At 63.0% G+C, this 26,864-nt stretch carries 27 protein-coding genes and 1 riboswitch; of the genes, 13 read left to right on the top strand and 14 right to left on the bottom strand.

The window, feature by feature from the left end:
* Window positions 1-20: 20 nt before the first annotated feature.
* The 4 genes from EV686_RS16335 to EV686_RS16320 form a co-directional block, all read right to left on the bottom strand.
* Window positions 21-749, bottom strand: coding sequence for an arginyltransferase (locus EV686_RS16335; protein ID WP_132478029.1), 729 nt, complete (start codon window positions 747-749; stop codon window positions 21-23).
* A gap of 71 nt (window positions 750-820) precedes the next feature.
* Window positions 821-1,573 carry a leucyl/phenylalanyl-tRNA--protein transferase gene (gene aat, locus EV686_RS16330; protein WP_132478028.1) on the bottom strand — a complete coding sequence of 251 codons (753 nt, stop codon included), beginning with the start codon at window positions 1,571-1,573 and terminating at the stop codon, window positions 821-823.
* A gap of 111 nt (window positions 1,574-1,684) precedes the next feature.
* Window positions 1,685-2,272 (bottom strand): NUDIX hydrolase, encoded by a 588-nt coding sequence (locus EV686_RS16325; protein WP_132478027.1) that lies wholly within the window; start codon window positions 2,270-2,272, stop codon window positions 1,685-1,687.
* Window positions 2,273-2,332: 60 nt separating this feature from the next.
* Window positions 2,333-2,524 carry a hypothetical protein gene (locus EV686_RS16320; protein ID WP_132478026.1) on the bottom strand — a complete coding sequence of 64 codons (192 nt, stop codon included), beginning with the start codon at window positions 2,522-2,524 and terminating at the stop codon, window positions 2,333-2,335.
* A gap of 303 nt (window positions 2,525-2,827) precedes the next feature.
* Between EV686_RS16320 and EV686_RS16315 the strand changes: the two genes are divergently transcribed.
* From EV686_RS16315 to EV686_RS16300, 4 genes are all read left to right on the top strand, one after another.
* The gene (locus EV686_RS16315; protein ID WP_207901840.1) at window positions 2,828-3,175 is read left to right on the top strand and encodes a c-type cytochrome; all 348 of its coding nucleotides are present in this window, start codon (window positions 2,828-2,830) and stop codon (window positions 3,173-3,175) included.
* Between the two features lie 14 nt (window positions 3,176-3,189).
* Window positions 3,190-4,506, top strand: coding sequence for an NAD(P)/FAD-dependent oxidoreductase (locus tag EV686_RS16310; protein WP_132478025.1), 1,317 nt, complete (start codon window positions 3,190-3,192; stop codon window positions 4,504-4,506).
* Between the two features lie 124 nt (window positions 4,507-4,630).
* Entirely contained in the window at window positions 4,631-5,701 is a 1,071-nt protein-coding gene (locus EV686_RS16305; protein ID WP_132478024.1) for a YeeE/YedE family protein, read from the top strand.
* A complete protein-coding gene (locus tag EV686_RS16300) occupies window positions 5,698-6,492 on the top strand; it encodes a thiosulfate oxidation carrier protein SoxY (protein ID WP_165972655.1) in 795 nt (264 codons plus the stop codon). Before EV686_RS16305 ends, EV686_RS16300 begins: the two co-directional genes overlap by 4 nt.
* Window positions 6,493-6,574: 82 nt before the next feature.
* Here EV686_RS16300 and gshA read toward each other — a convergent pair whose 3' ends face one another.
* Both gshA and EV686_RS18915 read right to left on the bottom strand, forming a co-directional pair.
* Complete coding sequence (gene gshA, locus EV686_RS16295) at window positions 6,575-8,161, bottom strand: glutamate--cysteine ligase (RefSeq protein WP_132478022.1); 1,587 nt, start codon at window positions 8,159-8,161, stop codon at window positions 6,575-6,577.
* A gap of 104 nt (window positions 8,162-8,265) precedes the next feature.
* Window positions 8,266-8,769, bottom strand: a complete 504-nt coding sequence (locus EV686_RS18915; RefSeq protein ID WP_132478021.1) for a helix-turn-helix transcriptional regulator — start codon at window positions 8,767-8,769, stop codon at window positions 8,266-8,268.
* Between the two features lie 53 nt (window positions 8,770-8,822).
* Window positions 8,823-8,901: riboswitch (SAM riboswitch) on the top strand.
* Here EV686_RS18915 and metX point away from each other — a divergent pair.
* The 5 genes from metX (at window position 8,891) to EV686_RS16265 (ending at window position 13,533) form a co-directional block, all read left to right on the top strand.
* Window positions 8,891-10,105 (top strand): homoserine O-succinyltransferase MetX, encoded by a 1,215-nt coding sequence (gene metX / locus EV686_RS16285; protein WP_132478020.1) that lies wholly within the window; start codon window positions 8,891-8,893, stop codon window positions 10,103-10,105. It overlaps the preceding riboswitch by 11 nt.
* Window positions 10,102-10,731 carry a methionine biosynthesis protein MetW gene (metW, locus tag EV686_RS16280; protein ID WP_132478019.1) on the top strand — a complete coding sequence of 210 codons (630 nt, stop codon included), beginning with the start codon at window positions 10,102-10,104 and terminating at the stop codon, window positions 10,729-10,731. Before metX ends, metW begins: the two co-directional genes overlap by 4 nt.
* A gap of 37 nt (window positions 10,732-10,768) precedes the next feature.
* Window positions 10,769-12,028 (top strand): muropeptide transporter, encoded by a 1,260-nt coding sequence (locus EV686_RS16275; protein WP_132478018.1) that lies wholly within the window; start codon window positions 10,769-10,771, stop codon window positions 12,026-12,028.
* 112 nt (window positions 12,029-12,140) lie between these two features.
* A complete protein-coding gene (locus EV686_RS16270; protein ID WP_132478017.1) occupies window positions 12,141-12,572 on the top strand; it encodes a universal stress protein in 432 nt (143 codons plus the stop codon).
* Between the two features lie 196 nt (window positions 12,573-12,768).
* Complete coding sequence (locus EV686_RS16265; protein WP_132478016.1) at window positions 12,769-13,533, top strand: SDR family oxidoreductase; 765 nt, start codon at window positions 12,769-12,771, stop codon at window positions 13,531-13,533.
* A gap of 121 nt (window positions 13,534-13,654) precedes the next feature.
* Here EV686_RS16265 and groL read toward each other — a convergent pair whose 3' ends face one another.
* From groL to EV686_RS16250, 3 genes are all read right to left on the bottom strand, one after another.
* A complete protein-coding gene (gene groL / locus EV686_RS16260; RefSeq protein WP_132478015.1) occupies window positions 13,655-15,295 on the bottom strand; it encodes a chaperonin GroEL in 1,641 nt (546 codons plus the stop codon).
* 49 nt (window positions 15,296-15,344) lie between these two features.
* A complete protein-coding gene (locus EV686_RS16255) occupies window positions 15,345-15,632 on the bottom strand; it encodes a co-chaperone GroES (RefSeq protein WP_132478014.1) in 288 nt (95 codons plus the stop codon).
* A 116-nt stretch (window positions 15,633-15,748) separates the two neighbouring features.
* Window positions 15,749-16,681 (bottom strand): LysR family transcriptional regulator, encoded by a 933-nt coding sequence (locus tag EV686_RS16250; protein ID WP_132478013.1) that lies wholly within the window; start codon window positions 16,679-16,681, stop codon window positions 15,749-15,751.
* 123 nt (window positions 16,682-16,804) lie between these two features.
* Here EV686_RS16250 and EV686_RS16245 point away from each other — a divergent pair, with 123 nt between their 5' ends.
* Together EV686_RS16245 and EV686_RS16240 are read left to right on the top strand one after the other, a co-directional pair.
* The gene (locus tag EV686_RS16245; protein ID WP_132478012.1) at window positions 16,805-17,776 is read left to right on the top strand and encodes a Bug family tripartite tricarboxylate transporter substrate binding protein; all 972 of its coding nucleotides are present in this window, start codon (window positions 16,805-16,807) and stop codon (window positions 17,774-17,776) included.
* Between the two features lie 44 nt (window positions 17,777-17,820).
* Entirely contained in the window at window positions 17,821-18,975 is a 1,155-nt protein-coding gene (locus EV686_RS16240) for a M24 family metallopeptidase (RefSeq protein ID WP_165972654.1), read from the top strand.
* Between the two features lie 64 nt (window positions 18,976-19,039).
* Here the strand turns inward: EV686_RS16240 and EV686_RS16235 are convergent, their stop codons facing one another.
* The 3 genes from EV686_RS16235 to EV686_RS16225 form a co-directional block, all read right to left on the bottom strand.
* On the bottom strand, window positions 19,040-19,987 hold the full coding sequence (locus EV686_RS16235; protein ID WP_132478010.1) for an aldo/keto reductase: 948 nt from the start codon (window positions 19,985-19,987) through the stop codon (window positions 19,040-19,042).
* Window positions 19,984-21,375, bottom strand: coding sequence for an NTP/NDP exchange transporter (locus tag EV686_RS16230; RefSeq protein ID WP_132478009.1), 1,392 nt, complete (start codon window positions 21,373-21,375; stop codon window positions 19,984-19,986). The genes EV686_RS16235 and EV686_RS16230 overlap by 4 nt, the downstream gene beginning before the upstream one ends.
* 71 nt (window positions 21,376-21,446) lie before the next feature.
* Window positions 21,447-22,673 carry an MFS transporter gene (locus EV686_RS16225; RefSeq protein ID WP_132478008.1) on the bottom strand — a complete coding sequence of 409 codons (1,227 nt, stop codon included), beginning with the start codon at window positions 22,671-22,673 and terminating at the stop codon, window positions 21,447-21,449.
* Between the two features lie 326 nt (window positions 22,674-22,999).
* Between EV686_RS16225 and EV686_RS16220 the strand changes: the two genes are divergently transcribed.
* Together EV686_RS16220 and EV686_RS16215 are read left to right on the top strand one after the other, a co-directional pair.
* A complete protein-coding gene (locus EV686_RS16220; protein WP_132478007.1) occupies window positions 23,000-23,845 on the top strand; it encodes a Fic family protein in 846 nt (281 codons plus the stop codon).
* A 247-nt stretch (window positions 23,846-24,092) separates the two neighbouring features.
* On the top strand, window positions 24,093-25,706 hold the full coding sequence (locus tag EV686_RS16215) for a GGDEF domain-containing protein (RefSeq protein ID WP_165972653.1): 1,614 nt from the start codon (window positions 24,093-24,095) through the stop codon (window positions 25,704-25,706).
* A 180-nt stretch (window positions 25,707-25,886) separates the two neighbouring features.
* On the opposite strand, the gene EV686_RS16210 is transcribed toward EV686_RS16215, so the two are convergent.
* Both EV686_RS16210 and EV686_RS16205 read right to left on the bottom strand, forming a co-directional pair.
* Entirely contained in the window at window positions 25,887-26,093 is a 207-nt protein-coding gene (locus EV686_RS16210; RefSeq protein WP_132478005.1) for a hypothetical protein, read from the bottom strand.
* Between the two features lie 199 nt (window positions 26,094-26,292).
* A partial coding sequence (locus tag EV686_RS16205; RefSeq protein ID WP_132478004.1) for a transposase occupies window positions 26,293-26,864 on the bottom strand: 572 nt, incomplete at its 5' end.

Here is a 26,864-nt window from a genome sequence, read left to right as displayed (position 1 = left end):
AGCCAGGAGCGGCGGATGCGTCAGTCGCCGCCGTCCTCGGCCCAGTCTCCCTGGCGCAGGACCTGGAACGGCCTGTACTGGTTCTTGTACGCCATTTTGCGGCTTTCCCGGATCCAGTAGCCCAGATACAGCCAGGGCAGCGAGTGCCGGCGGCAATACTCGATCTGCCACAACACGCCGTAAGTGCCCAGACTGCCCCTGGCGTCCGGATCGAAGAAAGTGTAGACGGCGGAAATGCCATCCTCCACCAGGTCGATCAGCGACACCATCTGCAGCTCTCCCGAGGGAAGGCGGAATTCCACCAGGCGTGAATCCACCCGGCTGGTCAGCAGGAACTCGCGGTACTGGTTCGCATCGTCTTCGTCCATGCCGGCGCCCGGATGGCGGCTGCGCTGGTAGCGGCGATACATGGCGTAATGCTCTTCGGACCAGAGCAGGGGCAGGACGCGGGCCTGGAGTTCCCGGTGCCGCCGCCAGGTGCGCTGCTGCGTCCGTCCCGGCTGGAAGCCGGAGGCATCCACGCGGATCGGCAGGCAGGCCTGGCAATTGTCGCAGTGCGGACGGTAGGTGAACAGCCCGCTGCGCCTGAAGCCCCGCCGTATCAGCTTGCTGTAGGCGGCGGTGTCGATCAGGTGCGTGGGTGCGGCAACCTGCGACCTGGCCAGCTTGTCGGGCAGATAGCTGCAGGGATAGGCCGCCGTGGCGTAGAACTGCAGCGTCTGAAAGGTAGGTTCGTTCGGCAGGCTCATGGCATGTCGCCTGGCCGCGTGCGGGAGAAAATGTGCGCGCGCGGCACAGCGGAATTCGTCGCGTTGTCCGATTATGGCTTGCCTTGCGGCAAAGGGACAAGTTCTCCGGTTTGCAGCAGGCGTCCCGGCCGCCATTCGGGGCCCGGCTGGATGCGCAGTTGCGCCAGCCGCCGCAGGAATTCGCCGCGCGGCACCGGGCCGGCGCCCAGGCTGGCCAGGTGGCTGGTTTGCTGCTGGCAGTCGATGAGCTCGACGCCGCAGGCGCGCAGCCGGCACACCAGATAGGCCAGCGCGATCTTGCTGGCATCGGTGGCGCGGCTGAACATCGATTCGCCGAAGAACATGCGGCCGAGCGAGACGCCGTACAGTCCGCCCACGAGAATCCCGTTCTGCCAGGTTTCGATGCTGTGCGCGCGGCCGGCCTCGTGCCAGCGGGTATAGGCTGCCTGGATTTCCGCCGTGATCCAGGTGGATGGCCTGCCCGGACCAGGCTCGGCGCAGGCGGCGATGACCTGGGCGAAGGCCGTGTCCACGCGCACTTGCAGCGTGGCTTCGGGATCACGGTCCGCACGCGCCAGCTGGCGCAGGCGCTTGCGCAGCGAATGCGAGGGATGGAAGCCGCCGCACTCCAGCACCATGCGAGGATCAGGGCTCCACCAGAGCACGGGATCGCCCGGGCTGTACCAGGGAAAGATGCCCTGCGTGTAGGCGGCCAGCAGGCGCTCGCAGTCCAGCGTGCCGCCGACTGCCAGCAGGCCGTCGGGCAATGCGCGTTCGGGCGGAGGGAAAGGCGTATCGCCGTCGATCCAGGTCAGCATGTCCATGGCGCCGGAAATCCTGCTCTATTTCATACGTGAATGCGAAGGCGAAGCGCAGGCAAGACATGCGCAAGACAAGCGCAGCCGACAAAGTGCACATTCGATCCAGGCGTGAAATCAACCGGGGTAGGGGGCGGAAATTTCATAATGATGCAAGCCGAAAGCCCCCGTCTTGCTGTCGGCGACGAAATGTTCCAGCGTCGAGCGGATGGTATGGAAGGCCAGCTTTTCCCAGGGAATGTCTTCCGGCGAGAAAAAGGCGGCTTCCAGTGTTTCGGGGCCGGGGTCCAGCGCGGGGTCCAGCACATCGGCCAGATAGAAGAAGTGCACCTGCTCCGCGTGGGGGACATTGATCACGGTGAACAGCGAGCCCAGCCGGATGCTCACGCCGGATTCTTCCAGCGTTTCGCGCATGGCGCCTTGCCCGGTGCTTTCGCCGAGCTCCATGAAGCCGGCGGGCAGGGTCCACTTGCCGTGGCGCGGTTCGATGGCGCGACGGCAAAGCAGTATTTTGTTTTCCCACACCGGCACCACGCCGACCACGTTCAGTGGATTCTGGTAGTGGACCGCGCCACAGTTTTCGCAGACGTCGCGCATGCGATTGTCGTCGGGCGGAATGATGCGGTTCAGCCGCGTACCGCACTGGCTGCAGAAAGACAGGGTTCGGGGTGCGGGGTGATAAAACGAAGGCGGGTGCGGACTCATGCCGTGATTCTACCGAAAAGCGGATACATGCAGATGTGCGGGCTTGCGCTTTGGCCCGGGTCAGGAGCGATCGTCGTCCGCGTCGTACTCCTGGTCGGCGGCCATGCGCCTGAGCGTGCTCATGTGATCCTGCTGCCTCGGACTGAGCGACAGCGACAATTGCTCCTGGGGACTGCTGCCAACCGAGGAAAAGTAGAAAACATTGATCCGCCGCTGGCGCAGCTGCCTTGAATAATGCATCAGATTTCTCATCGTCGTTCTTCCTGTCATGTCGTTCACCTCACCATAGCACAGACGCATGCGCTCCATGGCTGGACGATGCAAGGACTGGGCGTTTGCGGCTGTTCCTGTGCGATATTCCACGAGCGCAGGCGCCCAAGGAATTGTTTAGTTGCATTTGTTATAAACAAATAGAAAATCCATCGTTTTTATTATTTGGGAGTCATACTAAATTTCGTATTCTCCAATCAGGACTGCCGCATCGGGCGGTTGTCCCATTCCTTTTCTTGATCCAGGGCAATCATGATGAAAACAATGTTCCCGGCAAGCAGGCGCATGGCCTGTATCTTGCGCGCAGTGCTGCCTGGCGTGGCGCTTGCTGCGGGCCTGGCGGCGCCGGCGGCAGCGCAGCAGCCTTCGCAATCCGACACTTCCGCATTCACGCATCAGGTCAAGGTAATGGCCGGCGCCTGCGCCAATTGCCACGGCACCGACGGGGCCTATGCCGGGGCCATTCCCGCTATCGCGGGACGCCCGGCCGGCGCGCTCGAGGCGCAGTTGCTTGCCTTCAAGAAAGGCGAAGCGGGCCCGGCCAATACGGTGATGGGCCGCATCGCCAAGGGATTCACCGACGAAGAGCTGCGCCAGATCGCGCAGTATTACGCCGCCATCGGCAAGCGCTGAGGGAAGACAAGATCATGAAGAACAATACCTCCAATTTCCTTCCGCGCCGCCGCAGCCTGCTGACGGGCGCAGCCGCCGCAGCCGTGCTGCCCGCTCTCAGCGCCTGCGGCACGACGACATCGTCCACGGGCAGCGCAGGGCGCGTCGTGGTCGTGGGCGGCGGATTCGGCGGCGCCACAGCCGCCAAGTACATCAAGCGCGGCAACCCCGCCATCGACGTCGTGCTGGTCGAGCCCGGCAAGACCTTTCATACCTGCCCGTTCTCGAATCTGGTGCTGGCGGGCGAGCTGACGCTGGACGATATCGCGCACGGCTACGACGAACTCAAGAACGTCTATGGCGTGCGCGTCGTGCATGCGCTGGCCCAGGACGTGGATCCCGTAGGCCACACCGTGCTGCTGTCCAATGGCAGCAAGCTGTCCTACGATCGCCTGCTGCTTTCGCCAGGCATCGATTTTCGCTGGAACGCCATCGAAGGCTACGACGAGGCGGCTTCCGGGCTGGCGCCGCACGCCTGGAAGGCGGGAGAACAGACGCTGCTCCTGCGCCGCCAACTGGAACAGATGGAGGATGGCGGCACCTATGTGCTCAGCGTGCCTCCCGAGCCGTTCCGCTGCCCCCCCGGCCCGTACGAGCGCGCCAGCCTGATCGCGCACTACTTCAGCAGGCACAAGCCGCGCTCCAAGGTGCTCATCCTGGACGCCAAGGACAACTTTTCCAAGCAGGGGCTGTTCACCGCAGGCTGGAAGGCGCTGTATGGCGACCGTATCGAGTGGGTCGGTTTGTCGGACGACGGCAAGGTGGTGCGCGTCGACGCCGCGCGCCGCGAAGCGCAGACCGAGTTCGGCACGGTCCACAAGGCCTCCGTGCTGAACGTTGTGCCGCCGCAGAAGGCAGGCTTCATCGCCGACCGCGCCGGCGTCGCCAACGAGTCCGGCTGGGTGCCCGTCAATCCGCATACGTTCGAGTCCACGCAGCAGAAGGACATCTACGTCATCGGCGATGCGGCCATTGCCTCGCCCATGCCCAAGTCGGGCTTTACGGCCAACGCGCAGGGCAAGGTATCGGCGGCTGCCATCGTGGCTTCGCTCGAAGGACGAGACCCTGCGGAGCCGTACTGGGTCAATACCTGCTACAGCCTGCTGGCGCCCGATTACGGCGTCACGGTTGCCGGCGTCTACCGCGTGGAAGACGATAAAATCATCACGGTCCCAGGCTCGGGCGGCCTGAGCCCGGCGGAAGCCAGCCTCCAGACGCGGCGCAACGAGGCGGACTATGCGGTCGGCTGGTACAAGGCCATCAGCCAGGATACGTGGGGCACGCGGCGCTGAGCCCGCGCCCTGACGCCAGTTCGCAGTAGTCCCGGCCGCCCCGCATCGTCTTGGTGCGGGGCGGCGAAGTGTCTTCAAGGGACGGCCGGCGCAGGCAAGTCTGGACTTATTACAGGAAGGCAATATGGATTTGGCTGTCGTGTTTCAGGAGCATCGCATCCAGGCGGCGCTGGCCGTCGCGCTGCTGCTGGGCATTGCATTCGGCGCATTGGCGCAGTGGAAAGGATTCTGCCTGCTGCGCAGCCTGGAGGACGCCAGGGTGCATCGCCGGTTCGGCAAGCTGCGCGTATTTGCGCTGGCCATGCTGGCGGCGCTGCTCATGAGCCAGGCGCTTGCCTACGGATGGGGCATCCCATTGCAGCGCTCCGTGTATGCGCAGCCCGGTTTGTCGCTGGGGCTGCTGTTTGGCGGACTGATGTTCGGCGCGGGCATGACCCTGGCAAACGCCTGTGGCGCGCGCAGCCTGGTGCTGCTCGGCTCCGGCAACCTGCGCTCGTTGCTGACGCTGATGTGCATCGCAGTGGCGGCGGGCGTCACCATGTCGGGCGTGCTGGCGCCATTGCGGATGTGGATGGCGGGCGTGAACCTGCCGGTTCCGGCCGCCACCGTGCCGCAATGGCTGGCGAGCGCCGGCCTGGGCGAGACGGCGGCTCGCGGCATTCCCGTCGCCTTGCTGAGCGTCTTGCTGCTGCTGTTCATCCTGCGCCGTCCGGAGAACGACGACGGAAGCGCGCCCTGGTCCGGCCTGGCCGCCATCCTGATCGGTCTGCTGGTCGGGCTGGGTTGGTTCGTCACCGGCCATCTGGGCGCGGACGACTTCGAGCCCATGCCGCTGGCATCGCTCTCGTTCATTGCCCCGATGTCGGAATCCCTACTGTATCTGCAGTTGTCCAGCGGCATTTCCGCCGGGTTTGGCGTCATGATCGTGGCAGGCGTGCTGGCCGGCGCGTTCCTGCTGGCCATCGCTACGCGCAGCTTCGAATGGCGCGGTTTCTCGTCGGTCGGCCAGATGGCGCGCAGCATGATCGGGGGACTGCTGATGGGAGTCGGTGGCGTACTGACGCTGGGATGCAGCATCGGTCAGGGCCTGAGCGGGTTTTCCACGCTGTCGCTGGCAAGCTTCGTATCCCTGCCCGCCATCGTGCTGGGCAGTCTTCTGATGTTGAACGGTTCATTCAAAGGACAAAGCGCTTGAAACCACTAGTGATGAAGCGGTTGCGCCGCCTGTCCGCGCTTGCCCTCGTATCCGCCGCAGTGGCGGTTTCGTTCCCGGCGGCGGCGCAGTGGCAGCGCTTCGCGCCCGCGGCCGAACTGGTGCAGGGCAAAGCCTTGCAGGACAAGGGCTTGAAACTGGACCTGCCGTCCCTGTCGGAAAACGGCGGCGCCGTGCCGCTGGGGATCGTATTCGACGGTGTGCTGGACGAGGGTGATGCGCTGGACGCCATCCATATTCTGGCGACGGCCAATCCACGTCCAGAAATCATTGCTTTCCGCTTCCTGGACGAGAGCGTCGTGCCGGATCTCTCCACGCGCATACGCCTGAGCGAAAGCCAGTCCGTCATCGCGATCGCCGTCAGCCGGTCGGGCAAGGCATGGGTCGCGGAGCAGCCGGTGCGCGTCACGGTCAGCGGCTGCCTGATGCCCGACGAGGAGCAGCCGCAGGCCCGCATGCGCAACCCGCGCGTGGCGGTGTCGCCCAAGATCGCGGCCAACCGTCCGGTCGAAATCAAGTCCATGATCCAGCATCCTATGGAAACAGGGCTGCGGGAGGGGGCGGACGGCGCGACGGTGCCGCAGAACCTGGTCCGCTCGCTGGAAGTCAGTCTGGCGGAGCGGCCTGTCCTGCAAGCCAGGTTTCATAGCGGTACCGCATCCAACCCCTATGTGCGGCTGCATGTGCGCCCGGGCGGCGCTGAGGCGGTGCGCCTGGTCTGGACGGACCAGGATGGCGGGCAGCTGTCCGAAGAACGGCCTTTACCGGCCTGATACCGCAAGCCTGGATGGGGGGTGCGAATACGCCGGCTTCAGTTCACTGAGCCGGCGTATTTTTTGCCGTAGGCTACCGGCTTCAGTTTTTGGCCGGCACGTCCAGCGCGGTTTTCAACGCTTCCTGGTATTGGGCGACATAGGTCTCGAAATTGATCTTGTCGCTCTGCTCGATCCTGGCCTGCGCCTCGATGGAGGATTTCGCCTTGCCCAGGAATTCCTCCTGCGTTTCCGCAGGCAGCGGCGCGGCGCTCAGGGTCTCGTGATGGCGCAGGCTTTGCTGGAGCGTGAATTCCTGCAGGCCGATATTGTCCTTGCGCAGGGCGGCCAGCAGCCTGGCGGAAGGCGTATTGTCGCTGTCGTCCAGCTTCGATTGCTGGACGGCGACGGCATCGGCGTACGACGCGCCTCCGTGGGCCTGGTCCAGCAGGCCGGCATAAGGCCTGATGGCGTCCAGGAGCTCCGTGCCCCAGTCCTGCAGCGAGATGGACTGGCCGTCGCGGTCCAGCAGCAGGCCGGGCTTGCGGCCCTCCTTGACCACGGTGCCGAAGTTGTTGTTGCTGCGCTTGCAGAAACCGTTTTCCGGGAACAGAGGGCTGGATTGCGCAGCGCAGAACAGCAGGAAGGCGTCCATGAAGCGGCAGCTTTCCACGGAAATGCCGGTAGGCATCCATGGGTCGATGTCCAGGCAGCGCACCTCGACATATTCGATGCCGTGCCTGGCCAGCGCGCTCACGGGGCGCTCGCCGCGGCCCACCGTGCGCTTGGGGCGGATGTTGGAATAGTATTCGTTCTCGACCTGCAGGATGTTCGTATTGAGCTGTATCCATTCACCGTCGCGGTGCGTGCCGATAGCTTCGTAGTCGGGCCAGGGCGTGGAAACGGCACGGTGCATGCGCGCCAGGAACGTGGGCAGATCGTTGTAGCACAGTTGCAGTTCGGCCTGGGCCTTGCTGCTGCGGTAGCCCAGGTCGCTCATGCGCAGGCTGGTTGCATGCGGCAGATACCAGGTATCGCCATGCAGCAGCTCCAGACCGTGGTTCGGATGGCGCAGGAAATTGTCCGATGCCGCGGGCGACGCGCCGAACAGGTACATCAGCAGCCAGGAATAGCGGGTGAAATTGCGGATCAACGCCATGTATCCGCTGGAGCGCCTGCCCGAGACCGGGTCGGACGGCATGTCCAGGACTTCCCACAGCCGGTCCGGAAGGGAAAGGTTGTAGTGGATGCCGGCGATGCACTGCATGGTGCGCCCGTAGCGCATGGCCAGGCCCCTGCGATAGACGTGCTTGAGCATGCCGGTATTCGACGTGCCATACCAGGCAATGGGAATTTCGTTCTCCGCCGGCAACTGGGCGGGCATGGACTGGTTCCATATCAGCTCGTCCCGCAGGTTGCGGGCGACGAAGCGGTGAATGGTCTCCAACTCGGCCACGACGTCCTGGGCGCTGCCATGCGTGCCCGTGATCAGCTCCAGCAGGGCTTCGGAATAGTCGGTGGTAATGGAATCGTGCGTCAGCGCGCTTCCTAGCGCTGCGGGATGGGGAGTATCGGCGAGCTTGCCGCTGTGGTCGACTCTCAGGCCTTCCTTTTCGATACCGCGCAGCATCTGCATCAGCAGTTCGGGTTCGGATGCAAGTGGTGCGGGAGGCGGCTTCAGTAGATTCATTGGCATGGCGCCGCGAACACGGCGAAGATTGAGAATGGTCGGGCGATTTTACCCGACGGAATTGGTGCTGTATTGTAGCCGCCGGACAAGAGCCTCGCCGGTCTTCAGCCGGCACTGGAGCGCAGTTTCGTGCCGCTCGCCCCTGTCCTGGCAGGCGGCGCCAGAAATCCGGTTTGCGCTGCGATGGTGATGGCGGCCTGGCGCCGGGTGACGCCAAGCTTGCGGCATATGTTGGCCATATGGAAATTGATAGTGCTTTCCGCCAGGCCCAGGATGGCCCCGATTTCCCAACTGGTTTTGCCCTGTGCGGCCCAGTGCAGGCACAGTTGCTCTCGTGAAGAAAGAGGGTTTTTCATAAGCGTTATTGCCGTGTAGCTATGGGAAAGAATGACAGAGCGGATGCGGAGATCCATGGCCGCAGAGTGATGAGGATGAATGCCTGTCATGTATGACAAAATATTACCAAACATTAGTAAAATATTAATATCAGGCTTAGGGATTACTGGTCGAATTGAAAAAAGCTTGATGCAAATCAGGTTTGCGGCCCAGGAGATGCGCCAGAAGAACGGCGTCCAAGAAAAACCACGGCGCCCCCATGCATGCTCCATCCCCGGTCCGCAGGTGCGAATCCGCCCCAGGGGTGCTAGAATCTTTTACTAATTAATTTCGTCGCGCCGATTTGCCTGATCCGCTTGCGGGCGCTTGATAAATCCAGCTAAAGAGGTCCGAATGACCACTGCACACGCTTCTCATCAGCCCGGCATCCCGTCCGGATCCGTCGGCATCGTATCCCCCTCCTTCATTCGCTTCGACGAGCCCTTGCAGCTCTCCAGCGGACGCGTTCTTCCGCAGTACGAACTGGCGGTGGAAACCTATGGCGAACTGAACAGCGAACGCAGCAATGCCGTGCTGATCTGTCACGCCCTCAACGCCTCGCACCACGTCGCGGGCATCTCCGCCGACAACCCCAAGGACATCGGCTGGTGGGACAACATGGTGGGTCCCGGCAAGGCGGTGGACACATCCCGCTTCTTCGTCATCGGCGTCAACAACATCGGCTCCTGCTTCGGCTCCACCGGCCCCGCCAGCATCAATCCCGAGACAGGCAAGCCATGGGGCGCGGAATTTCCGCTGCTGACCGTCGACGATTGGGTGCGCGCCCAGGCCAGGCTGGCCGACTACTTCGGCATCGGCAAATTCGCCGCCGTCATGGGCGGCTCGCTGGGCGGCATGCAGGCGCTCAGCTGGTCCATCACCTGTCCCGAACGGGTCGGCCACTGCATCGTCATCGCCAGCACGCCGCGCCTGTCGGCGCAGAACATCGGCTTCAACGAGGTCGCCCGGCGCGCCATCATCTCGGATCCCGACTTCCACGGCGGCGACTACTACGCCCACCAGACCGTCCCGTCGCGCGGCCTGTCCGTGGCGCGCATGGTGGGCCACATCACCTACCTGTCCGACGACGACATGGCGGAAAAATTCGGCCGTGCGCGTCGCGGCAAAGAGGCCGGCGGCGAATTCCACTACGGCTACGACGCCGAATTCGAAGTGGAATCCTACCTGCGCTACCAGGGAGAAAAATTCTCCCGCTACTTCGATGCCAACACCTACCTGCTGATCACCCGCGCCCTGGACTACTTCGATCCGGCGCGCGGCCACAATGGGGACCTGGCCCGGGCGCTCAAGCCCGCCGTAGCGGACTTCCTGCTGGTATCTTTCACCACCGACTGGCGCTTCCCGCCGTCCCGCTCGCGTGAAATCGTCCAGGCGCTGCTGAAAAACCAGACGCCCGTCACCTATGCCGAAATCGACGCTCCGCACGGCCACGACGCCTTCCTGCTGGGCGATACGCGCTACCACGCGGTAGTGCAGGGATACTATGACCGTATTGCGGCCAAGCTCGGCCTGCCCGAGCGCAGCCATGTAACCGGGGTGCTCGCATGAACCTTTCCATTCGCCGCCGCCGCGAACTCCGCCCCGACCTGGTGCGCATCGCCAGCTGGATCGAGCCGGGCAGCCGCGTGCTCGACCTGGGCTGTGGCGACGGCAGCCTGCTGGCGCATCTGCAGGAGCACAAGAGAATCGTCGGCGTCGGCGTCGAGCTGAACGACGAATGCGTCATCGCCTCCATCCGCAAGGATGTGCACGTCATCCAGCAGAACCTGGAGGAAGGTCTGGCGCTGTTCGACGACCAGCAGTTCGACACCGTCGTGCTGTCGCAGACCTTTCAGTCCATGCATCACACCGAGCATATCCTGCGGGAAATGATACGGGTGGCCAAGCATATCATCGTGTCGTTCCCCAACTTCGGCTATTGGCCGCATGGCTGGTCGATCCTGCGCGGCCGTATGCCCGTCACGGGCGAAATGCCTTACCAATGGTATGACACGCCGAATATCCATCTGTGTACACTGCGTGACTTCGAGGATCTTGCTTCGGACTTTTCGCTGCGCGTGACCCATCTGGCCGCGTTCAAGGATGGCCACGAGGTCAAGTTCCTGCGCAGCTGGCGCAGCACGCTGGCAGTCTACCGGCTTGAATCGCCGATGGCCGCCGGCCGGCAAGGCTGAGGCGGCGCAGGCATATATCTAGGAATAAAGGAGTTTCATGGCTTCGGCCTCACGCGTCTATCTCAGTCCCCGTGTAGCGCCGCTGCTGGTCCTGGGATTTGCCAGCGGCCTGCCTCTGGCGCTGACCAGCGGAGCGTTGCAGGCCTGGGCCACCGTCGAGAACGTATCCCTGCAGAATATCGGCTTCCTGACGCTGATCGGCACCGCCTACACGCTGAAATTCCTCTGGGCTCCACTGGTCGACCGCTATGCGCCTCCCTGGCTGGGCAGGCGGCGGGGCTGGGTGCTGCTGACGCAGCTGCTGCTGGCGGCGACGATCGCGGGCATGGGCCTGATGTCTCCGTCCAAGCACCTGTTCTGGCTGTCCATGCTGGCAGTGCTGGTCGGATTCCTGTCGGCTACCCAGGACATCGCATTCGATGCCTACAGCACCGATGTATTGCGCAAGGACGAGCGCGCGGCGGGAGCCGCGATCAAAGTGCTGGGCTACCGGCTGGCCATGATCGTCTCCGGCGGCCTGGCGCTCATCCTGGCGGATCGTTGGCTGGGATGGCACAACACCTATTTCCTCATGGGCGGCCTGATGGCGCTGTGCGCCATTGCGACCGTGCTGGCGCCGGAACCCGAGGAAGTGGCGCGCGCGCCGCGCTCCCTGGCGCTGGCGGTCGTTGAGCCGCTGAGGGAATTCTTCAGCCGCAAAGGGGCCGTCACGCTGTTGTTGCTGATTGTGCTCTACAAACTGGGCGACGCCTTTGCCGGGGCGCTGTCCACGACATTCCTGCTGCGGGGAGCGGGCTTCGGACTGTCCGAGGTCGGCGCGGTCAACAAGGTTTTCGGGCTTGCGGCGACGATTGTCGGCGCGCTGGCCGGAGGGGCGCTGATGGCGCGCATGGGGCTGTACCGCTCCCTGATGGCCTTCGGCCTGTTCCAGGCCGTGTCCAATTTCGGCTACTGGGTGCTGGCGGTCCTGGGCGAACCCAACCTGCCGTTCATGGCGCTGGTCGTCGCGGTGGAAAACCTGTGCGGCGGACTGGGTACCGCCGCCTTCGTGGCATTGCTGATGGCTTTGTGCCGCCAGGAGTTTTCCGCCACGCAGTTTGCATTGCTGTCCGCATTATCCGCCATCGGGCGGACTTATCTTGCAGGTCCCTTGACGCCGCCGCTGGTCGAGACGCTGGGGTGGCCAGCCTTTTTCGCAACGACGGTAGTCATTGCATTCCCAGGGCTGGCGCTATTGTGGTGGCGGCGAGGGGAAATCAGGGCTCTGGACGCTCCGGAGCGGCAGTCACAGGGATGACCCCCCTGTTTATAGGGTAGGACTTGATATAAATTAAGAAACATAGTGCATTTTGCTGTCAGAATATCAGTGAAATAACGATTTATCCCTTACCTTACCCTCAGGAGCCTGGATGAAAACCGTACTGTTTCCCTATGATGATTCCGCACCCGCCCAACGTGCCCTGCAGTACCTCGTCGACTTTTCCAAGCGCTGCGAAGGGTTGACCGTGCATGTGCTCAATGTGCAATCCGATCCCAAGCTGTACGGCCGCTACGGCGCCCTGATGGATGTGCTCAAGCAGCTGAAGGAAAATGCCACCGCGCATTCCAAGACCTTCACGGACAAGGCCGTGGCCACGCTGGAAGCCGCCGGCGTCAAGGCTGTCGGCCATCCCGCCATCGGCGAGGTGCTGGAAGAAGTGCAGCGCGTCATCAAAGAAAACGACTGCGATACCGTGGTCATGGGTACGCGCGGCATGGGAGGCCTGGGCAACCTGCTTCTGGGCTCCATGGCGACCCAGGTGATCCACGGCGTATCGATTCCGGTGCTGCTGGTGAAATAAGCCTTGCAACTGTGGCCCTTCGGGGCCACAGTTTTTTTGCCGCCGGGCCGCCCCCAAGGCGAAAACACCCCCTTGGGGGGGCAGCAAGCCGACAGGCGCAGCGTGGGGGCTTTTTTTGCCGGCCGTTCTTTCTTCGGCGCGCTGCGCCCTGGTCCGTGCCGGACTTTCTTCAACCCGCTCTTTACAGGAGGTTGTCATGGGTCGCGTATCAGGAAAAGTTGCATTGGTTACCGGAGCCGCCCTGGGTATCGGCAAGGCGACGGCGGTACTGCTGGCGCGCGAGGGCGCCAAAGTCGTGGTGTCGGACATCAATGCCGAAGAAGGCCAGGCCACCGTCCGGCTCATCGAGGAACAGGGCGGCGAAGCCATTTTCGTACAGCAGGACGTTGCGAAGGAGGACCAGTGGAAGGCCACGATGGCCGCGGCGCTGGAAGCCTTTGGAAAGCTGGACATCGTGGTCAACAACGCCGGGATAGCGCTGAGCAAGAATGTCGAGGAAACCACGCTGGCCGAGTGGCGCAGGGTGCAGGATATCAATCTGGATGCCGTGTTCCTCGGAACCCGCTACGGCATCGAGGCGCTCAAGAAGAGCGGCGGCGGCTCCATCATCAATCTGTCGTCCATCGAAGGACTGATCGGGGACCCCAATCTGGCGGCCTACAACGCCAGCAAAGGCGGGGTGCGCATCTTTACCAAGTCGGCCGCCCTGCATTGCGCCAAGGCCGGCTACGGCATCCGCATCAATTCCGTGCATCCGGGCTACATATGGACGCCCATGGTGGAGGCTGTGTCCGAAGGCAAGGACAGCGAGAAATACCGGCAACTGGTCGGCCTGCATCCCATCGGGCACTTGGGTGAGCCGGACGATATCGCCTACGGAATTCTGTACCTGGCCTCGGACGAGTCCAAGTTCGTCACGGGTTCCGAACTGGTCATCGATGGCGGCTATACCGCGCAGTAGATAAACAGGTATTCGACCGGTGGACAAGACAAAGCCCTGGCGGAACTGAACCAGGGCTTTGTGCTTTTCGGCGCTCCCGGCGCCAAGGCCGGGAGTGTCGTCCACGAGGGATGGAGGCGTCTTAGAAGCCGCCCATGCCACCCATGCCGCCCATGTCGGGCATTGCGGGAGCGGCAGGCTTGTCTTCCGGCAGTTCGGCGATGCCGACTTCCGTGGTCAGCAGCAGGCTGGCGACCGAGGCGGCGTTCTGCAGGGCAGTGCGCGTTACCTTGGTGGGATCCAGAACGCCTTGCTCGACCAGGTCGCCGTACTCACCGGAGGCGGCGTTGTAGCCGTAGTTGCCCTTGCCGTTGGCCACGTTGTTGACCACGACGCTGGGCTCATCGCCGGCATTGGCGACGATCGTGCGCAGCGGAGCTTCGATAGCGCGCAGGACCAGCTTGATGCCGGCGTCCTGGTCGATATTGTCGCCCGTCAGGCCTTGCACGGCAGCCTTGGCACGGATCAGTGCGACACCGCCGCCAGGAACGATGCCTTCTTCGACGGCTGCGCGCGTTGCGTGCAGGGCGTCTTCGACACGCGCCTTCTTTTCCTTCATTTCGACTTCGGTGGCGGCACCGACGCGGATCACGGCAACGCCGCCTGCCAGCTTGGCAACGCGTTCCTGCAGCTTTTCACGGTCGTAGTCGGAAGTGGCTTCTTCGATCTGGGCGCGGATCTGCTTGACGCGCGCTTCGATGGACGTGGTGTCGCCGGCGCCGTCGATGATCGTGGTGTTTTCCTTGCCGACTTCGATGCGCTTGGCCTGGCCGAGTTCTTCCAGCGTGGCCTTTTCCAGCGACAGGCCGGTTTCTTCGGAGATGACCGTGCCGCCCGTCAGGATGGCGATGTCTTCCAGCATGGCCTTGCGGCGGTCGCCGAAGCCGGGAGCCTTGACGGCGGTGGTCTTCAGGATGCCGCGGATGTTGTTGACGACCAGCGTTGCCAGGGCTTCGCCTTCGACGTCTTCAGCAACGATCAGCAGGGGACGGCTGGACTTGGCGACTTGCTCCAGAACGGGCAGCAGGTCGCGGATGTTGCTGATCTTCTTGTCGAAGATCAGGACATAGGGATCGTCCAGCGCGGCGACTTGCTTGTCGGGGTTGTTGATGAAGTAGGGCGACAGGTAGCCGCGGTCGAATTGCATGCCTTCGACGACGTCCAGTTCGTTTTCCAGCGACTTGCCGTCTTCGACGGTGATGACGCCTTCCTTGCCGACCTTGTCCATGGCATCGGCGATGATCTGGCCGATGGAGGAATCGCTGTTGGCCGAGATGGAGCCGACCTGGGCGATTTCCTTGGAAGTCGTGCAGGGCTTGGAGATCTTCTTCAGTTCTTCGACGATGGCGGCGACGGCCTTGTCGATGCCGCGCTTCAGGTCCATCGGGTTGATGCCGGCGGCAACGTACTTCAGGCCTTCTTCGACGACGGCCTGTGCCAGCACGGTAGCGGTCGTGGTGCCGTCACCAGCGTTGTCGGAGGTCTTGGAAGCGACTTCCTTGACCAGTTGCGCGCCGATGTTCTCGAACTTGTCCTTCAGTTCGATTTCCTTGGCGACGGAGACGCCGTCCTTGGTGACGGTGGGGGCGCCGAACGAACGGTCCAGCACGACGTTGCGGCCCTTGGGGCCCAGTGTGGTCTTGACGGCGTTGGCCAGGGTGTTGACGCCGCGGACGATGCGCACGCGTGCGTCATCGCCAAAGAGAACTTGTTTAGCTGCCATTTTTCAAATTCCTTGATTTCGTATTCGGTTCAGTCGTCTTGCGAGTGGATTACTCGACTACGGCGAGGATTTCGTCTTCGCGGATGACCAGGACTTCCTGGCCATCGACCTTGACTGCCTGGCCGGCGTACTTGCCGAACAGAACTTTGTCGCCGACTTTCAGATCGACGGGGGTGATTTTGCCGTCATCGCTGCGCTTGCCCGGGCCGACAGCCAGGACTTCGCCCTGGTCGGGTTTTTCAGCGGCGCTTTCAGGAATGACGATGCCCGAAGCGGTGGTGCGCTCGTTGTCCAGACGTTTGATGATCACGCGATCATGCAAAGGACGCAGTGCCATGAAGGAACTCCTGTAGATAAAGAAAGAAGGTTGATACCAGTAATCGTAAGCGTGGCAGGGTTGCTGTTAGCACTCACCGCCATCGAGTGCTAATTATAGGGATGATGTCCGAATCTTCAAGAGCACGGACCGTTGTTGTTACAAATTTGGTGCGCATTGCCGATCAGCCGCCGAAGAATGAGCGCTACCTCGCGGGCCGCCCGGCTCAGGGGGGGGTGCGTGGTCGTCCGGAGCACGACATAGCGGGGCAGGGAAGGCTGGGTTATGCGGCAGGCATGGAATTCGCTGTCGTAGTTTTCCTGCCGCACCAGGTGCTCGCTCCAGATGGCGTAGCAGTCGTAGCGCCGTATCAAGGCCAGTTGCGCCTCCAGCGAGTCGGCCTCGAAAATGACGCGCAGCTGCACTCCCTGCCTGTGGGCTTCCTCTTCCATCCGGACCCGCAGGCCGTTGGGGGTGGCGGGCAGCACCAGGGGCAGGCCGTTCAGGTCCCGGAACAGGATGTCGCTCTTGTCGGCCGTGGGCGGCTTCTGTCCCACCAGCGCCAGATCGGACTGGGCAAGCACGTCTTCGTTGGCGACGCGAGGCGCCCGGTATTGGGTGATCAGGGCGATGTCCACCTGCCCCTTGGCCAGCCACTCCTCATGCTGGACGCTGAAGCTTTCCACCATGCGCAGCATGACGCCCGGGTATTTCCGCCGCACTTCGTCGAACAGGTCGGCCGCGAATGCCCGCATATAGGCGGTCAGCAGCGCGACCGATACGATGCCGCTCGGCCCGTTGGCTTGCTCGCGGATGTCCCTGACGAAACCGTCGCATCCATCGACCACCATCCTGGCGCGCTCGATCGCCAGGGCGCCGATCGCCGTGGGCTGCACGCCGTGTCCGGTCCGGTGGAACAGGGGCGCGTTCAATGATTGCTCCAGGGCCTTCAGACTGCGGCTGACGGAGGGCTGCGACAGCCCGCAGGCGTCCGCGGCGCGGGAAATATTGCCCAGCTCGGCGATCTTCAGGAACAAGCGCAATGTCTGGATATCGATTTTGTCTGCCATACGCGCACTGAATACCTGTTAGAGGGAAGGAGTCATAGGAAACGGGGCGGGCTTGCTTTATGGTTATGCCACGTTTTTCAACGAATGCAAACCAGACAAACAAATCATCGGAGGCAATCCATCATGAAGCGTCGCTTATTCCTCATGCTCCCGCTGGCCGCGGCTTGCGCCTTGCCGTTGACGGCGCAGGCGCAGACTTTTCCCGACAAGCCGATCCGCATCATAGTGCCTTATGCCGCGGGCGGCACGACGGACATGCTCGCCCGCGTGGTCGGCAAGCATGTGTCGGAGAGCCTGGGACAGAGCGTCATCGTTGAGAACAAGCCCGGTGCCAACGGCATGCTGGGGTCCTCCATGGTGGCCAAGGCGGCTCCGGACGGCTATACCCTGGGCATCGCCACACCCGGCAATCATGCCGCCAATGCCAGCCTGTACAAGGAAGTCCCTTACGACACGATCAAGGATTTCACCGCGGTTTCGCAGGCGGTGAATTCCCCCATGATCCTGGTGGCGCATCCCAGCCTGGGCGTGAAGACCGTGGCCGAACTGATCGCCAAAGCGAAGGCTGCCCCCAATGAGATCGTCTACGCCTCCGGCGGAACCGGATCCTCGATGCACCTGGCGATGGCGCAGTTCGCCAAGATGGCCGGCATCGAAATGACGCATGTCCCGTACAAGGGTTCGGGCAATTCCTATGTGGATCTGCTGGCCGGCCGTGTTTCCCTGTTGATGGACATCAGCCCCCAGGCGCTGCCGCGTGTGCGCAACGGCGAACTGGTCGCGCTGGGCACGGCTTCCAAGGAGCGCCTGCCTGAGTTGCCGGATGTGCCGACCATAGACGAGGCCGGCGTCAAGGGATATAGCGCCGGTTCCTGGTACGGATTCGTCGGTCCGGCCGGCATTCCGCAGGACAGGCTGGCCACGCTGAGCAAGGCGATCAATACGGCGCTCAGGGATCCCGCCATAGAGCAGCAGCTCAAGGATGCGGGCTTGCAGGTCGTCGCGGGCACGCCCGAGGCGTTCCAGGCGTTCATCGAGGCGGAAGTGAAGAAGTCGGCCGAAATCATCCGCGATGCGGGCATTCAGCCAGAGTAGTCAGGGTAGTCGTTGTCATCGTCATAAGTCATAAGGTAATGCAAATGTCAGAGTTCACCCCCATAGATTTCCATGCGCGCCGCCGGAAGATCGCGGCATCCGTCCGGGCAGCCGGGTTCGATGCCTATGTCGGCACGCGGCAGGCCGGCCTGCATTATTTGAGCGGGGCGTTCATGCCGTGGCGCGGAGCGGTGATCGTCACGGCGAATGGCGATTGCAAGTTCGTCTATTGGGCATGGGATGCCAGTCGGATCAAGGAAGAGGGCGTCGATGTCGATATCACGACTTTCACCTTCTCCGATTTCACGCGCGCCATTGCGCAGAAGCTCGATGAGATGGGACTGTCCGGCGGGCGCATCGGCATCGATCTGTCCCATCCCGGCGCGGCGCAGGTGGCGCCCGGCATGATTTGCGCCAGCGAATTTCTGGAACTGAAGGAACTGCTCCCTCGCGCCGATATCCAGAACGGCGTGAAGCTGCTGGACGATGTCATGCTGATCAAGGAAGCGGCGGAAATCGAGCGCCTGCGTTTCGCCGCTCACGTCGCCGATATCGGTTTCGATGCCGGCCGGCGGGCGGTGCGTCCGGGTGTTACCGAGAACTCGGTGGCGGGTGCCATCGAAAAGGCCAATCGCGACAATGGCAGCACCTGGGCATGGGCGTTGACGGGCGGTACGGAGGTGGGATCGGGCCGACGGACCGGATACCTGCACGGCGTTACGCAGCAAGCCTCGGAAAAGCGCATCCAGGAAAACGAATTCGTGATCCTCGACCTGCATCCCATGGTCGACCTTTACCTGGCCGACTCGTCGATTCCGGTATTCCTGGGCAAACCTACCAGCCAGCAGCAGGGCATGATCGACTGCTGGGAAGAGGTGGTCGCCACCATGATCGAGAACATGAAGCCCGGCAATCCAATCCCCGAGGTGGTGAAAAAGGGATTGGCCGTGTTCGAGCGCCATGGATTGTCCGACTATTGCCTGCCGACGTTTGGCCATGGCCTGGGCACCTGCGCCAGGACTCGGCCGTTCATCAATCTGCGCAGCGAGGATGTGGTCCAGGCCAATATGGTGGTGGCCCTGGGAACGCACCTGTATGTGCCCGAGGTCGGCGGGATGCGTCTGGAGTTTCCGCTGCTCGTCACGGAAAAGGGTGGGGAAGCGCTCATGCGCACGCCGCCCAAGGTACATTTCGTCTGATCGGATCGCGGGGCGCCGCCCGCGCAGCGCCTTGGGGCCTTTGCGCCGCGAGGCCGGCGGCGCGCTACAGCGATTCGATGTGCGCAATCATGCGGCGGCGGCCCTCCGCGTCGGGCAGGCGGCCCGTTGCAGCGCCGAGATTATCGACCAGGTTGCGCACGTTGCTGGTGGCCGGCGTGGCAGAGGTCACCGCCTGGTGAGAGACGACGAACTTCAGGAAAAACTGGCCCCACGACGCGATGTCGTATTCGGCCGCCCAGTCCGGAACCGTATGGCCCTTGACCTTCTGCCACAGGCGGCTGCGGCCGAAGGGCTGGTACGCCAGGACGCCGATGCCGCGTTCCTGGGCCAGCGGGAATATCCTGTCTTCCATGACGCGGTGGTCGATGGCATAGTCCACGCCGATGAAGTCGAGCTCCTCTTCCTGCATGATGCGCTCCAACTGCCCGTACTGGTCCGGGAAGGTGGTCGTGACGCCGATATGGCGGATGCGGCCGGCATCCCGGTATTCCCTCAGCAGGCCTAGCTGGGTCGGCACGTCGCCCAGATTGTGCACCTGGATCAGGTCGATGGGGGACTTGCCCAGCCGCTCGATCGAGCGATCCAACTGCTCCCGCGCTGCAATAGGGTCGGCATTGGAGCCGCCGCGGCCGGCGACGTTGACCTTGGTGGCCCAGAACAGCTTTTTGTTGAGTCCTGTCTGGCGGGCAATGCTGGCCGCGACTTCTTCCGCCGCGCCGTAGCTGGGGGCGGTATCGAACACCGAATTCGGATTGCCGGCCAGTGTTTCCAGCAGTGTCTGGATATCCGCGATATTGCCCTCGCCGGCAATGCGCGCGAAAGACGCGGAACTGCCCAGGCCGACGACCGGGAGCTCCTCGGTTTTGCCGGGGATCGCCCGTGTGATCAGCTGGAGCTGGCCGCCTTCGGCGGCGAGCAGCGCCTTGGGGCCGGCCGACAGTACGAGTCCGGCCATCGCGGACAGCTTGAGGTAGTCGCGTCGTGAAATCAAGATGGGCTCCTTGTCGTTGAGGATGGATCCGCGTCCGAAGCGCGGACGGAGGCTTGCGTCGAGTCTGGCGCCGAACCGGCGCTCGCGGGCGTTTCCCGGACGATGCGCTGCTGGGCGCGACCCAGCCAGAGTCCCAGCGCGGCCCAGGCAAGCGCCATCGGCACGGCCACGCTGGCCAGTCCGGCCAGGCCCATGCCGAGGCGGCCCAGCAAGCCCTCGACCTGCGCGCCGGCGACATCGCCGCCGCGGTAGCCGAAGGTGTCGATGAAGGCCTTGGACTTGTATTTGTCTTCGCGGCCGACGACGGTGTAGAGGGTTTCGCGCGCGGGCCGGGTGATGGCGCGCTGGATGGCGCGGAACGCCGCCTCGAACACGATGAGCATGGCCAAGGTGCCGATGATGGCGAGTCCGATGAAGCCGAGCGCAACAGTCAGGGGCAGCAGCATCAGCGTGACGTGCACGCCGAAACGCTTCATCAGCTTTCCTGCGAAGACGGCCTGCAGCACCAGCGTCGCTACCTGGGTCAACAGGTCGATGCGCGCGAACATGGCGGTGCGCATGTCCATGTCGTGGCCGAGCGCTGCCACCATCTGCAGGCGTGTGAAGTACAGCAGGGTTGCCATGATGCTCATCAGGATCACGTAGCCGGCGATGCCGAGCAGATACCGCGACCGGAAAACCGCCTTGATTCCCTGCCACGCGCTGCCGCCGATGATGGACTGGTTCTCCGGGCCGGACGAGTGCTCTCGGGAGGCGGCCCGGGCGCCGCCCTGGCCGCGCGCAACGGCCCACGCCAGGACGAGCGCAAGGACCAGGAAGCCGGCCGAGACCAGCAGCAATGCCGGCGTGCCCAGCGGCCGCGCCAGCACGGAGGTCAGCCATGGGCCGAAGATCGCGCCCAGCGTCCCGCCGACCGAGATCAGCGCGAAGAAGCGCTTGCTCTGCTCCAGGGAAAAGCGATCCGCCATCAGCGCCCAGAACAGCATGGTGGCGAAAAGATTGAACACGCTGAACCAGACATAGAACACCTGGCCGCTGGTGATGCCGACGGCTTCCGGCGCCAGCGTCAGCAGCAGGAAGAAGCCCGCCAGGCTGGCCGCGAAGAACAGATAGGTAAGACCGATGAACTGCAGCCGCCGGAAGCGGCTGACGAGCCAGCCGAACACGGGATTGGCGATGAGCGTGACCAGCGCAGTGCCGACGAACAGCCAGCGCACGGCCTCGATGCCGCGCTGCATGCCCAGGGCGTCCCGCGCCGGGCGCAGCAGCATCAGCGCGGTCAGCACGCAGAAAAAGAAGGCGCCCGAAAGCAGCACTGGCATCAGTTCTTCGCGCCGGACATTGAATAGCCCGATGATGCGCGCCTGCAGGCTGTTGTCTCGTGGCATGTGGACCCCGGCTCGGGAAAGGCTGCGGTGCAAGTTCCGCTAATGATACCGTTTCGCCGGGATTGCCGTGGTCATCGATGCGGCACAGCCCTTGCCGCAATATGCCGGTACCGCGTTTCCTGCCGCCAGGCCAGCCAGTACACCAGCAGTCCGGCAATGCTCAGCAGGGCGCCTGCCCAGCCGGTGTAGTGCGCGGGGAATCCGCGCTCTATCGTCCAGCCGCCCAGCAGCGCGCCGATGGCGTTTGCCAGGTTGAAGGCGGAATGGTTCAGCGAGGCGGCCAGGGTCTGCGCCTGGGCCGCCACGTCCATCAGGCGTACCTGCAGCGGTGGCCCCAGCGCCACGCATGAGCCAGCCAGGAACACGCCGATGAACAGTCCCACGGCGTGCGGCGCCAGGAATGGGAACACGATCAGGATCAGCAGGCTCCATGTCAGGATGACGCCGATGCCGGGGATCAGGGCGCGGTCCGCCCACCAGCCGCCGACCGCGTTGCCGGCGATCATGCCTGCGCCGAAGACAGACAGGGCCAGCGGCAGCCAGGCTTTCGGCAGGTGCGTGACGTCCACCATCACGGCGGATACATAGCTCATCACCGCGAACATGCCGCCGAAGCCGATGGCGCCTATCGCCAGCGTCATCCAGACGCGGCCGTTGCGCAAGGCGGCCATTTCCCTGGAGGGAGAGCTGCCCCTGCCTTCGCGCGGCAATGGTACGAAGCGCAGGATCAGCAGGATCGTCAGGACGGAAATGGCGCCGACCATGGCAAAGGGATAGCGCCAGCCCAGCGTCTGTCCCAGCCAGATGGCGACCGGGTTGCCGGCCAGCGCGGCAACGGTCAGGCCCATCATGACCCGGCCCACGGCGAAGCCGCGCCTGTCCGGATCGACCAGCGATGCCGCGATCAGGGCGGCAACGCCGAAATAGGCGCCGTGCGGCAGGCCGCTCAGAAAGCGGAACAGCATCAGGGACCAGAATCCCGGCGCCATGGCGCTGGCGAAGTTGGCGGCCGCATACATCACCATCAGCAGGATGGCCAGCCGCAGCCTGGACATGCGCGCGGCGGTGATGGCGATGACCGGCGCGCCCACGACGACGCCGAAGGCGTACGCGCTGATCAGGTAACCGGCGACCGGTTCCGAAACGTGGTGGAAGGCGGCGACTTCGGGCAGGATCCCCATGATGGAGAATTCGCCGGTGCCGATGCCGAACCCGCCCATGGCGAGCGCCAGCAGGGCAAGACGCAGGGGCCAGCCGGTCAGAGGCTGGCGTTTGGGAATTTCAACAGGAATGGACATGAATGGCGACGATGATCTGTCGGGAGGCTGCCTGGCAGCGCGGGGTGTGCGGGAAGGCGGGCCTGATAGGTGCCGGGCGTGCCTTGGAAGCCGGACCAGTGCGGGAAGCTTTCTGCCCGGCCGACCGGAATGGATAGGTGCACAGCGGATTATTGTAAACCAGAGCGGCGGCCGGGCAGGTCGGTTCCATGGGATTTGTGAACGCATCCACAAGGACGTCGAGAATCTGTGCTGGCCATGGCGCACGATGATGGCGGCAGTCGCGCTGCTGAGCGTATCGATACCGCTGCATTTGCCTTGCGGTGATTCCAGCGCATAATCTCCGCATGAAAAGCGGAGAAAATCTCTACATCAGGCAGTCTGCCGACTGGCCGAACTGGCGCTATGACTTGGCTGCACTGGCGGCCCCCATGGCGCAGGAACGGCTGTGCGGATGGCATGCGGCGCTTTTTCCGACAGGCTACTCCGGCCTGTCCAGGATCAGGACGGGAAGTTGGCGCGATGATGCCGCTGGTCCCATGCGGGTAGTGTCCGGCGCCATGAGCCGGCGACGCGTACACTTCGAAGCGCCGCCCGCCGATCGCCTGGCAAACGAAATGCAGCGGTTCATTGCCTGGCTGAATGATGGCTCCGGCGATCCTGCATTGATCAAGGCGGGCCTTGGACACTTGTGGTTCGTCACGCTGCATCCGTTCGATGACGGGAATGGCCGCATCGCCCGTGCCATAGGAGATTTGCTGCTGGCGCGCGCCGATGGGAGTCCCCAGCGGTTCTATAGTCTGTCTGCGCAGATCCAGCGGGAGCGCAAAGCCTATTACGATATCCTGGAGAAAACGCAAAAAGGGTCGATGGACGTCACCGAATGGCTGGCCTGGTTCCTAAACGCTTTGCTTCGCGCAGTCGAGCAGGCGCAGCATGCGCTGGATACCGTGCTGGGCAAGGCGATATTCTGGCAGCGCTGGGCAGCCATCCCTTTGAATGAGCGGCAGGTGAAGCTGCTGAATCGGCTGCTGGATGGCTTCGATGGCAAACTGACCAGCAGCAAGTGGGCGGCTATTGCGAAATGCTCGCCAGACACCGCGCTGAGGGATATCAACGATCTGCTGGCTCGCGGCGTCTTGCGTAAATCGGAGGCGGGAGGACGCAGCACCAGCTATGAGTTGAGTGATTGATTTGATAGCGTCCAAGGCTGGATATCGGGCCAGTATGGTCGAAACAACATCTTTTAAACTACCAGCTCTTCTTTGCAGTAGTTTGTTTTCATAACGTTTTTCTCTCCTCCGCTTACAATAAGCAAATTACCCTCATGGGGAAAAAGGCGAGGCGCTTCGTACCCGCGCGCTGTCGCACAACCCGATCGGCACGGCGGATCCCGGCCGCAGAATTTCAATAAATATGCTTCTTGCAGAACCGTCCCATTTGATAGCGCGCCCAGGCGCAAGCCCTGGGCTTGAGACTGAAGGCAAGCGAGGCATTGTTGCCGCGGTTTTTGCGGGGGGCGTTCGACACAGCATCCTGCTGGGCATCGCCTTGTGCGCCTTGCTCGCCAGTCCGGCGCTGGCCTGCAATGGAGCGCAAAATATCCTCTTGACGGGCTCGGTGAATATCGACGCCGGACAGATGGCCGAGTTCCGGTCCATGCCGCCCTTGAAGGTGGTGGCGGTAAGCGCGCCGCCCATGGCGCGGTACGATGAAAAACGGAAGGTCTATACCGGTATAGGCATGGACATATTCTGCTTTATCGCCGAGGAACTGGGCATACGCTTCGAGGTGGCCACCACTCAGGACAAAACCGTAGCGGACAAGCTCCAGTTGATCAGGGAAGGGCTCGCCGACGTATTCATTCCGTTGAGCCATTCGGTCGAACGCGAGAAGCACGGCATATTCACCAGTCCCTATTACGAAAGCCATTATGCGATCATCGCGCGCCATGGACTGCGTGCCCCAATCCATGGCCTTGCCGATCTGGAGAAATACAGAGTCGGTTATGTGAAGGGTGTCGTGTTCGAACCCATACTCCAGGATATCGTCCCCGCTTCCCAACTGCGTGCGTACGACCAGACGAGCAGCGATGGCCTGTTCCTGGCGGTGCGAAACGGCGAAATCGACGTTGCCGTATTCAACAAAAGCATTTTCATAGAAAAACGCTACCGCCAGGAATTCTTCGATCTGGAAGTGATCCATACCCTGCGTGAGCACCCGCGCGCTTACCGCTTCTATTTCAGCCGGACGCCGGAACACCAGCGTCTCGCCGCGGCATTCGACCAGTATCTGGCCGCTATCGACATATCGAAATCGGTCACGATGCACGAGGATGGCGAGCGCGAGTTCCTCGAGCGCTATATGGCGCAGCGTCAGCAGCGGGTGCTGCTGCAATATGCGAGCGTGGGAGCGGCATTGCTCGCCCTGGCGTTTTATCTTGCATTCCTGCGCTACCGGCGCTTGACCAGCCTGCTGGCGGAGCGGAACGGCTACATTCAGCAGCAGCAACAGGCTCTGCAAGACGCCTACCGGAAACTGGAGGCGCTGAGCCGGACCGACAGCCTGACCGGCTTGTCCAATCGCCGTCATTTCGATCAGATGCTGGCCTACGAATATGCGCATTATCAGCGCACAGGTTCGCCTCTCAGCCTGTTCGTCATCGACGTGGACCATTTCAAAGAAGTCAATGACTATTACGGCCACGCCACGGGCGACGAGTATCTGCATACGGTCGCCCGCATCCTGGAGAGCAATGTGACCCGCCTGACCGATCTGGCGGCGCGTTATGGCGGTGAGGAGTTCACGTGCCTGCTGCCCGATACCACGCCGGAAGCGGCGCTCAAAGTGGCCGAACGCATCAGGCGCGCCATTGCCGCACAGGGCCTGCCCAATGCCCTGGCCACGCCGCCGCTGCTCACGCTGTGCATCGGCATTGCGACGGTCATCGAAGGAGACCCCGGCGCCCAGACGCTTTTCGATCAGGCGGACGCGCAACTCTACAAGGCGAAGCAGGCGGGGCGGGACCGCGTGTGCACCACTGTGATCGAGTAGCAGCAAGCAGGTTAGTGGGCCTGTTCAAGGGCGATGCGCTTGGCGTTTTCCTGGGATGACCGAGGTGATGACGGTTTGCCGAATGTCGTGGCGGCTACCTGGTAGCGCGCTGTCTGAAAGCGGGTGTGGCTGATGGGCAGCCTGCTCGCGAGGCCTTCTTGCCATATACCTTATTGAGCCTCAGGATGTATCGCCGTCTCCGGGCGTTGCCCTGCTGGCAGGGGATGAAAAGTGATCGCTGCGCTCGATCAGATGGCGCATTCTGGCTGCCGCCTCTGTGGTCAGCAGGTGCGCCGTGAAACCTTCCCGTGGGGTGATATAGGCTGCCATGTCGCGCACATGCCCGCGCTGTGCGGAGGACGTCTGCGCCAGTAGTGCGACGACCAAGTTTTCCAGCGCAATGACACGGGTGTGCAGTCGCGTGATTTCTCCGCTGAATGCGGCCGGCGTCTGTGGCTGGATGTTTTCGGAAGACTGGATAGATCCGCCTTCATTATCCCAGCGCAGCAGGGCGCAGGAGTTCGGCTTCTGTTGCTCTGTGCCGCCGATGGCGGCCTGTGGGAGGGGGGTGCCCCTATGTTCCTTGTCAAGGATTAGGGATAGGTTGAGGTTGATATAAAGCGCCATCGCGCAGCATGGCGAACAGGACATCACAACGGCGTCGAGCTAATGCGATGAGTGCTTGGTTGTGTCGTTTTCCCTGCTGGATCTTGCGTGTGTAGTAGGCCTGGGAGATGGGGTCTCGCAGGGCAGCAAAGGCAGACAGGAACAGGGCGCGTTTAAGAGTTTTGTTACCGCGTCGGGAGGGATGTTCTCCGCGGATGGACGAGCCTGATCGTCGAGTCACCGGGGCCAGGCCGGCATAGGCGGCCAGGTGAGCGGCAGAGCAGAAGGCTTTGTGGGCGACTTCGGTCAGGAGTCTGGCGGCGGTCCTGACGCCGACTCCCGGCATGCTGGTCAGGACTGGGTAAAGAGGGTGCGCGAGCACCCGTTGTTCGACTTCGGAGGCGATGTCCTCGCGTTGTTTGCGCAGCGAGCCCAGTTGTTGAGTCAGGCGAGGCAAGACGATGGTGGCTGCCTGGGTTCCAGGCACGATGACGGTCTGCTCGCGCAAAGCCTGGACGATTTCGGTGGCAAGGCGCTTGCCCATGCGAGGAG

This window comes from Paracandidimonas soli (assembly GCF_004342005.1).
In the GTDB taxonomy this organism is placed as follows: Bacteria; Pseudomonadota; Gammaproteobacteria; order Burkholderiales; family Burkholderiaceae_B; genus Paracandidimonas; species Paracandidimonas soli.
Note: the sequence above shows the minus strand (reverse complement) of the source record. Positions and strands in the feature narration are given on the sequence as shown.

Coding starts and splice junctions, on each gene's coding strand:
- EV686_RS16310 (WP_132478025.1), top strand. CDS start 3,190: ATGAAGAACAATACCTCCAATTTCCTTCCGCGCCGCCGCAGCCTGCTG.
- EV686_RS16250 (WP_132478013.1), bottom strand. CDS start 16,681: ATGGCAGACAAAATCGATATCCAGACATTGCGCTTGTTCCTGAAGATC.
- EV686_RS16305 (WP_132478024.1), top strand. CDS start 4,631: ATGGATTTGGCTGTCGTGTTTCAGGAGCATCGCATCCAGGCGGCGCTG.
- EV686_RS16220 (WP_132478007.1), top strand. CDS start 23,000: ATGAAAAGCGGAGAAAATCTCTACATCAGGCAGTCTGCCGACTGGCCG.
- aat (WP_132478028.1), bottom strand. CDS start 1,573: ATGGACATGCTGACCTGGATCGACGGCGATACGCCTTTCCCTCCGCCC.
- EV686_RS16225 (WP_132478008.1), bottom strand. CDS start 22,673: ATGTCCATTCCTGTTGAAATTCCCAAACGCCAGCCTCTGACCGGCTGG.
- EV686_RS16230 (WP_132478009.1), bottom strand. CDS start 21,375: ATGCCACGAGACAACAGCCTGCAGGCGCGCATCATCGGGCTATTCAAT.
- EV686_RS16240 (WP_165972654.1), top strand. CDS start 17,821: ATGTCAGAGTTCACCCCCATAGATTTCCATGCGCGCCGCCGGAAGATC.
- EV686_RS16245 (WP_132478012.1), top strand. CDS start 16,805: ATGAAGCGTCGCTTATTCCTCATGCTCCCGCTGGCCGCGGCTTGCGCC.
- EV686_RS16265 (WP_132478016.1), top strand. CDS start 12,769: ATGGGTCGCGTATCAGGAAAAGTTGCATTGGTTACCGGAGCCGCCCTG.
- EV686_RS18915 (WP_132478021.1), bottom strand. CDS start 8,769: ATGGAGCATGCATGGGGGCGCCGTGGTTTTTCTTGGACGCCGTTCTTC.
- EV686_RS16320 (WP_132478026.1), bottom strand. CDS start 2,524: ATGAGAAATCTGATGCATTATTCAAGGCAGCTGCGCCAGCGGCGGATC.
- EV686_RS16275 (WP_132478018.1), top strand. CDS start 10,769: ATGGCTTCGGCCTCACGCGTCTATCTCAGTCCCCGTGTAGCGCCGCTG.
- EV686_RS16325 (WP_132478027.1), bottom strand. CDS start 2,272: ATGAGTCCGCACCCGCCTTCGTTTTATCACCCCGCACCCCGAACCCTG.
- EV686_RS16270 (WP_132478017.1), top strand. CDS start 12,141: ATGAAAACCGTACTGTTTCCCTATGATGATTCCGCACCCGCCCAACGT.
- groL (WP_132478015.1), bottom strand. CDS start 15,295: ATGGCAGCTAAACAAGTTCTCTTTGGCGATGACGCACGCGTGCGCATC.
- EV686_RS16255 (WP_132478014.1), bottom strand. CDS start 15,632: ATGGCACTGCGTCCTTTGCATGATCGCGTGATCATCAAACGTCTGGAC.
- EV686_RS16335 (WP_132478029.1), bottom strand. CDS start 749: ATGAGCCTGCCGAACGAACCTACCTTTCAGACGCTGCAGTTCTACGCC.
- EV686_RS16315 (WP_207901840.1), top strand. CDS start 2,828: ATGGCCTGTATCTTGCGCGCAGTGCTGCCTGGCGTGGCGCTTGCTGCG.
- metW (WP_132478019.1), top strand. CDS start 10,102: ATGAACCTTTCCATTCGCCGCCGCCGCGAACTCCGCCCCGACCTGGTG.
- metX (WP_132478020.1), top strand. CDS start 8,891: ATGACCACTGCACACGCTTCTCATCAGCCCGGCATCCCGTCCGGATCC.
- gshA (WP_132478022.1), bottom strand. CDS start 8,161: ATGAATCTACTGAAGCCGCCTCCCGCACCACTTGCATCCGAACCCGAA.